Below are 6,314 nucleotides of genomic sequence, written 5' to 3'. Positions count from 1 at the left end.
CGAGGGCCTGGACGTTCCCCGAGCCCTCCCAGAGGGAGTTGAGCGGCGACTCGCGCAGCAGGCGCGGCATCCCGGACTCCTCCACGTACCCGTTGCCGCCCAGGCACTCCAGCGCCTCCGCCACCACGGGCGTACAGCGCTTGGTCACCCAGTACTTCGCCGCCGGCACGGCGATACGGAGCAGGGCCCGCTCCCGCTCGGCGTCGCCGCCGCCGTTGCCGCAGGCGTCGTAGGCCGCGGCCAGCCGCATCCCGAGGGCCGTGGCCGCCTCCGATTCCAGCGCCAGGTCGGCGAGCACGTTGCGCATCAGCGGCTTGTCGGCGAGGAGACCGCCGAACGCGGAGCGGTACGAGGCGTGGTGCACGGCCTCCGCCACCGCCCGCCGCATCAGCGCCGCCGAGCCGAGCACGCAGTCCAGCCGGGTCGCCGCCACCATGCCGATGATCACGGCGATCCCGCGGCCCTCCTCGCCGACCCGGCGCGCCCAGGTCGTCCCGTCGAACTCCACCTCCGCGGAGGCGTTCGAACGGTTGCCCAGCTTGTCCTTCAGACGCTGGAGCGCGAACGCGTTGCGCGTCCCGTCCTCCAGGATCCGGGGCACGAGGAAACAGGTGAGCCCCCCCGGCGCCTGCGCGAGGACCAGGAAGGCGTCCGACATCGGCGCCGAACAGAACCACTTGTGGCCCGTCAGGACGTACTCCCCGGCCGCCGCCAGCGGACGCGCCGACGTGGTGTTCGCCCGGACGTCGCTGCCGCCCTGCTTCTCCGTCATCCCCATGCCGAGCAGCACGCCCGTCTTGCCCAGCGGCGGCCGCAGCTCCTGCTCGTAGAGGTGCGAGGTCGCGAGCGGCTCCCACACGGCGGCGAGTTCCGGCTCGGCGCGCAGCGCCGGCACCGCCGCGTGCGTCATCGAGACCGGGCAGCCGTGCCCCGCCTCCACCTGCGACATCATCAGGAACCCGGCGGCGCGCCGGACGTGCCCGCCGGGCCTGCCCCACGCGTCCGTGAGGCCCGACGTCACCGACTTGCCGAGCAGCCGGTGCCAGGCCGGATGGAACTCCACCTCGTCGACGCGGTGGCCGTACCGGTCGTGGGTGCGCAGCCGGGGCGGGAAGGCGTTCGCCAGCTCCGCCCACCCGTTCAGCTGCGTCGAACCGGCCGAACGGCCGAGCGCTCCCAGCTCGCCGCGCGCCTCGTCCAGGACCTCCGGCGCGCCCGCCGCGCCGAGGTGCCGGTCGACGGCCTCGGTCAGGGCCCGGTCGCTCGTGAAGACGTCGTATCCCACCAGGGGCGGAGCCTGATTGGTCACGGTGTGGGTGCTCGCTGCCATGCCGATACGGTAAGCAGGTGCAGGCAGCAAGAGAAACATCCGAACGGCCCGAGCGTCGGCCCGGGAGCAGGCTCCACCGGGCACGCGTCCTCTACCGCAACGTCTCCAAGCGGAAGATGGTCTGGCTGCTTCTGAAGGACACCGTCAACTCGTGCATCGAGTACCGGATCCTGGGCCTCGCCGCCGAGGCCGCGTTCTTCACCCTGCTCTCCCTGCCGCCCCTCCTCCTCGGCCTGATCGCCCTCCTCGGTTACGCCGACGACTGGACCAACACCGACACCGTCGCCAGCATCGAGGAGAACATCCTCCGGGCCGCCGGGACGGTCCTCTCCGACCGGGGCGTCCGCGACATCGCCAAACCCCTCGTCGAGGACGTCACCCAGGGCAAGCGCCCCGATCTCGTCTCGCTCGGCTTCGCCATCGCCCTCTGGTCCGGCTCGCGCGCGGTGAACGTCTTCATCGACACCATCACCGTCATGTACGGACTCGACGGCCACCGCGGCATCGTCAAGACCCGGCTCCTCGCCTTCCTGCTCTACCTCGTGGCCCTCGTCATCGGAGCCGTCGTCCTGCCCCTCGCGGTCGTGGGGCCCGACCGGGTCGTGGAGTTCGTCCCCTGGGGGACGGAGGTCGTCGCCGTCCTCTACTGGCCGGCCGTCATCCTGCTGACCATCGTCTTCCTCACCACGCTCTACCACGTGTCCGTCCCCGTCCGGTCGCCGTGGATCGAGGACATCCCCGGCGCCCTGGTCGCGCTCGCCATGTGGGTGCTGGGCAGCTTCCTGCTCCGCATCTACCTGACGAGCCAGGTCGAGGGCCCCACCATCTACGGCTCGCTCGCCGCTCCCATCGCGGTCCTCCTCTGGATCGGCATCTCGGCCTTCGCCGTCCTCGTCGGCGCCGCCGTGAACGCCGCCATCGACCGCGTCTGGCCCTCCGTCGCCACCGCCGCCGCCCGTGAGGCCAACGAACGCGCCCGTGCCGTCCAGGCCGCCGAACTCGTCGCCCGCGTCCGCGCCGAGGCCGAGGAGGTGGACGAGGACGATCCCGACATGCCGTCCGAGTTCCCCGAGCGCTGGTCCAGGTTCCTGCCCCCGGACGACGTGAGGTCCCGCCTCCACTCGGGCTGGGAGAAGGATTGACGGCCGCCGGACCCCGGGGGACGTACGCGGAGCGCCCCGCGCGGCTCGACGGCGCCTTCCTGTGGACCAGGACCGCGCCGCCGGCCGCCGCTCCCTCGGGCGCCGTGCTCCCCGACGGCTGCATGGACCTCGTCTGGGCCGACGGACACCTCTTCGTCGCCGGCCCCGACACCCGGCCCTGGGTGCCGGGGGAGCGGGCGGAGCGGTACGCGGGGTTCCGCTTCGCTCCCGGTGACGCGCCCCGCGTTCTCGGGGTGCCCGCACGGGAACTGCGCGACCGGCGCGTCGGCCTCGGGGACCTGTGGGGTACGGCGGCGGCGCGGCGGTTCGCCGGGCGGATCGGCGCCGGCCCGGACCCGGCGGCGGCCCTCGAACGCCTCGTCCTGCGCCGCGCCGCCGACGCCCCGCCGCCCGACCCGGTCCTGCGCGGGGCCGTCGCCCGCCTCGACGCGGGACGACCGGTGGCCGCCACCGCCGACGCCCTGGGGCTCGGGGCCCGCCGGCTGCACCGGCTCTCCCTCGACGCCTTCGGGTACGGGCCCCGGACCCTGGCGCGGATCCTCCGCCTCCAGCGGGCCCTCGCCCTCCTGCGGGCCGGCCTCCCGCCGGCCGAGGCCGCCGTACGCGCGGGCTGCGTGGACCAGGCGCACCTGACCCGGGAGACCCGCGCCCTGGCCGGGACGACCCCGGCCGCCTACGCCCGCTCGTTCGCGCTTCCGGCGTCGTCCCCGGCGGAGGGCACGGCGGGCGCGGTGTCCAGATCGGCGAAGAGGGAGACCCCGGCGCCGTCCGGGTCGAGGACCACGGCGTAACGCTGTCCCCAGACGGCGTCCCAGGGCGGCAGGTGCCCGCCGTACCCGGCGCCGGTCAGCTCCGCGTACAGGGCGTCCACCTCCTCGGGCGACCCGCAGCGGAAGGCGAGTTCGACCCGGTGCCCGCCGGCCGGCCGGCTCCACGCCGGGTCGAAGGACCGGACGGTCTCCTCGGTGTCCCAGGCCACCCGCAGCCCGCCGGGCAGCACCGCCTCCACGTGCGGCGCGCTCCCGGCCCCCTCGGGCACGTCGAGGCCGAGGCGCCGGTAGAACGCGAGCGAGGCGGCCATGTCGGAGACCACCAGGCCGATCAGATCAAGTCGTGGTGTGTTCATGCCCCGTGACAGTAGGGGCCGGCCGGGCCCCGGTCTTGTACGGATCGGACACGCCGCCGACGCGGGGGCGGGGCGCGGGGAGGGGCCGCGGACGCCGTGCGGGAAAACCGTTGGCGCGGGCGGGAGCGGGCCCGCTACGGTGACGTCCGTCCGGGATCCCCGGATCACGCAGGACAGGAATCCGACCAGGAGGTGTGACCGATGGCTGTCGTCACGAAGGGCCTTGCCCGCACGCGGAAGTTCGTCCACATCACCTCCGTGGCCTCCGGCTGACCTCTTCCGATCACCGATCGCCGGGGCCACCCTGTGAAGGGTTCCCCTTGTCTTTCCCGCTTTCCGCCGCTTCCTCCACCTTTTCCTCCTCTCCGTCTCCGGCCGGCGCCGCCTCGGTACTCGACGCCCACGGCTGGGACACCGGCTGGGCCGAGGCCTTCGCCCCGTACGCCGCGCAGGGCCTCGTCCCCGGGCGGGTCGTCCGCGTCGACCGCGGGCAGTGCGACGTCGCCACCCCCGGCGGCGTCGTCCGCGCCGACACCACCTTCGTGACCCCGCACGACCCGCTGCGGGTCGTCTGCACCGGTGACTGGGCGGCCGTCGACCCCGAGGGCGCGGGTGACCCCCGCTACGTACGGGCGTGCCTGCCGCGCCGGACGGCGTTCGCGCGGTCCACCTCCTCCAAGCGGTCCGAGGGGCAGATCCTCGCCGCCAACGTCGACCACGCGATCATCACCGTCTCGCTCGCCGTCGAGCTCGACCTCGGCCGGATCGAGCGGTTCCTGGCGCTGGCCTGGGAGTCCGGCGCCCAGCCCGTCGTCGTCCTCAGCAAGGCCGACCTGGTGCCCGACCCGGTCGGGCTCTCCTACCTCGTCGAGGACGTGGAGACCGTCGCCCCCGGCGTGCAGGTGCTGCCGCTGAGCTCGACCACCGGCCTCGGCCTCGACGTGCTCGCCGCCACCGTCGCGGGCGGCACGACCGTGCTGCTCGGCGTCTCCGGCGCGGGCAAGTCCACCCTCGCCAACGCCCTGGTCGGCCTGGACGTCATGGACGTCCAGGAGGCCAGGGACGTCGACGGCAAGGGCCGGCACACCACCACCACCCGCAACCTCTTCCCGCTGCCCGGCGGCGGTGTCCTCATCGACACGCCGGGGCTGCGCGGCGTCGGCCTGTGGGACGCGGAGACCGGGGTGGGCCAGGTGTTCTCCGAGATCGAGGAGCTGGCCCGGGACTGCCGCTTCCACGACTGCGCCCACGAGGCGGAGCCGGGCTGCGCGGTCACGGCGGCCGTGGACGACGGCACGCTCGCCGTGCGCCGCCTGGAGAGCTACCGCAAGCTGCTCCGCGAGAACCAGCGGATCGTCGCCAAGACCGACGCCCGCCTGCGCCACGAGATCCGCAAGGACTGGAAGCGCAAGGGCGCCGAGGGCCGTGCCGCCCTGGAGCTCAAGCGGGGCGGCCGGCTGCGGTAGCCGCGGGCCGCCGCGGCGGTGGGGGAGCGTGGTGTCCGAAAACCGCGAGCCGGGACGTGCGCGCGGCCCCACACTGGATCCCGTGACGGACGACGACACCCGCTACGAGGCGGTGAGCAGCAGGGACGCGCGGTTCGACGGAGAGTTCTTCTTCGCCGTGCGCACCACCGGCATCTACTGCCGTCCCAGCTGCCCCGCCGTCACCCCCAAACGGCAGAACGTCACCTTCTTCCCGACGGCCGCCGCCGCCCAGGGGCACGGCTTCCGCGCCTGCCGCCGCTGCCGCCCGGACGCCGTGCCCGGCTCCGCCGAGTGGAACGTCCGGGCCGACGTCGTCGGCCGCGCCGTGCGGCTGATCGGCGACGGGGTCGTGGACCGCGAGGGCGTCCCCGGGCTCGCCGGCCGCCTCGGCTACAGCACCCGGCAGGTCCAGCGCCAGCTCACCGCCGAGCTCGGCGCCGGGCCCGTCGCCCTGGCCCGGGCCCAGCGGGCCCACACCGCCCGGCTGCTGCTGCAGACCACCGCCCTGCCGGTCACCGACATCGCCTTCGCCGCCGGCTTCGCCAGCGTCCGCCAGTTCAACGACACCATCCGCGCCGTCTACGCCCGCACCCCCACCGCCCTGCGCGCCGAGACCGGCGCGGGAGCCCGGGACCGCACCGCGCTCGCCGCCGGGGTCCCGCTGCGGCTCGCCCACCGCGGCCCGTACGCCGCCCGCGAGGTCTTCGACCTGCTCGCCGCCGAGGCCGTTCCCCTGGTCGAGGAGGTCGCCGGTGCCCCCGGCGCCCGCACCTACCGGCGCACCCTCCGTCTCCCGTACGGCACCGGCATCGTCTCCGTCGACGAGCGGTCGGCGGGCCGCTGGCTCGACGCCCGCATCCACCTCACCGACCTGCGCGACCTCACCACCGCCGTCCACCGGCTGCGCCGCCTCTTCGACCTGGACGCCGACCCGTACGCGGTCGCGGAGCGGCTCGGCGCCGACCCGCTGCTCGCCGCCGAGGTCGCGGCCCGGCCCGGCGTACGGTCCCCGGGCACGGCCGCGCCGGAGGAGTTCGCGCTCCGGTCCGTCCTCGGGCCCGGGGAGGCCGCCCGGGTCGTGGAGCGGTACGGCACGCCCCTCGACACCCCCTGCGGCACCCTCACCCATCTCTTCCCCACCCCGGCCGGGCTGACCGCCCACCCGGCCGCCGGGCCGCTCGCCCGCGCCCTGGCCGCCGGGGAGGTCC

At 75.0% G+C, this 6,314-nt stretch carries 6 protein-coding genes; 4 read left to right on the top strand and 2 right to left on the bottom strand.

Translation table 11 applies throughout. The features are described from left to right. On the bottom strand, positions 1 to 1,330 hold a 1,330-nt coding region (locus tag RIF68_RS23585; protein ID WP_309053291.1), incomplete at its 3' end, for an acyl-CoA dehydrogenase family protein. Between the two features lie 17 nt (positions 1,331 to 1,347). Between RIF68_RS23585 and RIF68_RS23580 the strand changes: the two genes are divergently transcribed. Together RIF68_RS23580 and RIF68_RS23575 are read left to right on the top strand one after the other, a co-directional pair. Continuing rightward, complete coding sequence (locus RIF68_RS23580) at positions 1,348 to 2,472, top strand: YihY/virulence factor BrkB family protein (protein WP_309053290.1); 1,125 nt, start codon at positions 1,348 to 1,350, stop codon at positions 2,470 to 2,472. Continuing rightward, a complete protein-coding gene (locus RIF68_RS23575; protein ID WP_309053289.1) occupies positions 2,469 to 3,284 on the top strand; it encodes a helix-turn-helix domain-containing protein in 816 nt (271 codons plus the stop codon). The genes RIF68_RS23580 and RIF68_RS23575 overlap by 4 nt, the downstream gene beginning before the upstream one ends. Here the strand turns inward: RIF68_RS23575 and RIF68_RS23570 are convergent. Next, a complete protein-coding gene (locus tag RIF68_RS23570) occupies positions 3,167 to 3,619 on the bottom strand; it encodes a VOC family protein (protein ID WP_309053288.1) in 453 nt (150 codons plus the stop codon). The two genes, RIF68_RS23575 and RIF68_RS23570, sit on opposite strands and share 118 nt — an antisense overlap. A gap of 320 nt (positions 3,620 to 3,939) precedes the next feature. On the opposite strand from RIF68_RS23570, the gene rsgA reads away from it, so the two are divergent. Beyond that, on the top strand, positions 3,940 to 5,085 hold the full coding sequence (rsgA, locus tag RIF68_RS23565) for a ribosome small subunit-dependent GTPase A (protein WP_309053287.1): 1,146 nt from the start codon (positions 3,940 to 3,942) through the stop codon (positions 5,083 to 5,085). Between the two features lie 73 nt (positions 5,086 to 5,158). Beyond that, on the top strand, positions 5,159 to 6,314 hold a 1,156-nt coding region (locus RIF68_RS23560; RefSeq protein WP_309053292.1), incomplete at its 3' end, for a DNA-3-methyladenine glycosylase 2 family protein.

This window comes from Streptomyces sp. (genome assembly GCF_031178505.1).
Taxonomy (GTDB): domain Bacteria; phylum Actinomycetota; class Actinomycetes; order Streptomycetales; family Streptomycetaceae; genus Streptomyces; species Streptomyces gulbargensis.
This window is presented reverse-complemented; position numbering and strand designations above follow the sequence as displayed.

Excerpts from the sequence above, each read along its gene's own strand:
- RIF68_RS23570 (WP_309053288.1), bottom strand. The coding sequence starts at position 3,619 with ATGAACACACCACGACTTGATCTGATCGGCCTGGTGGTCTCCGACATG.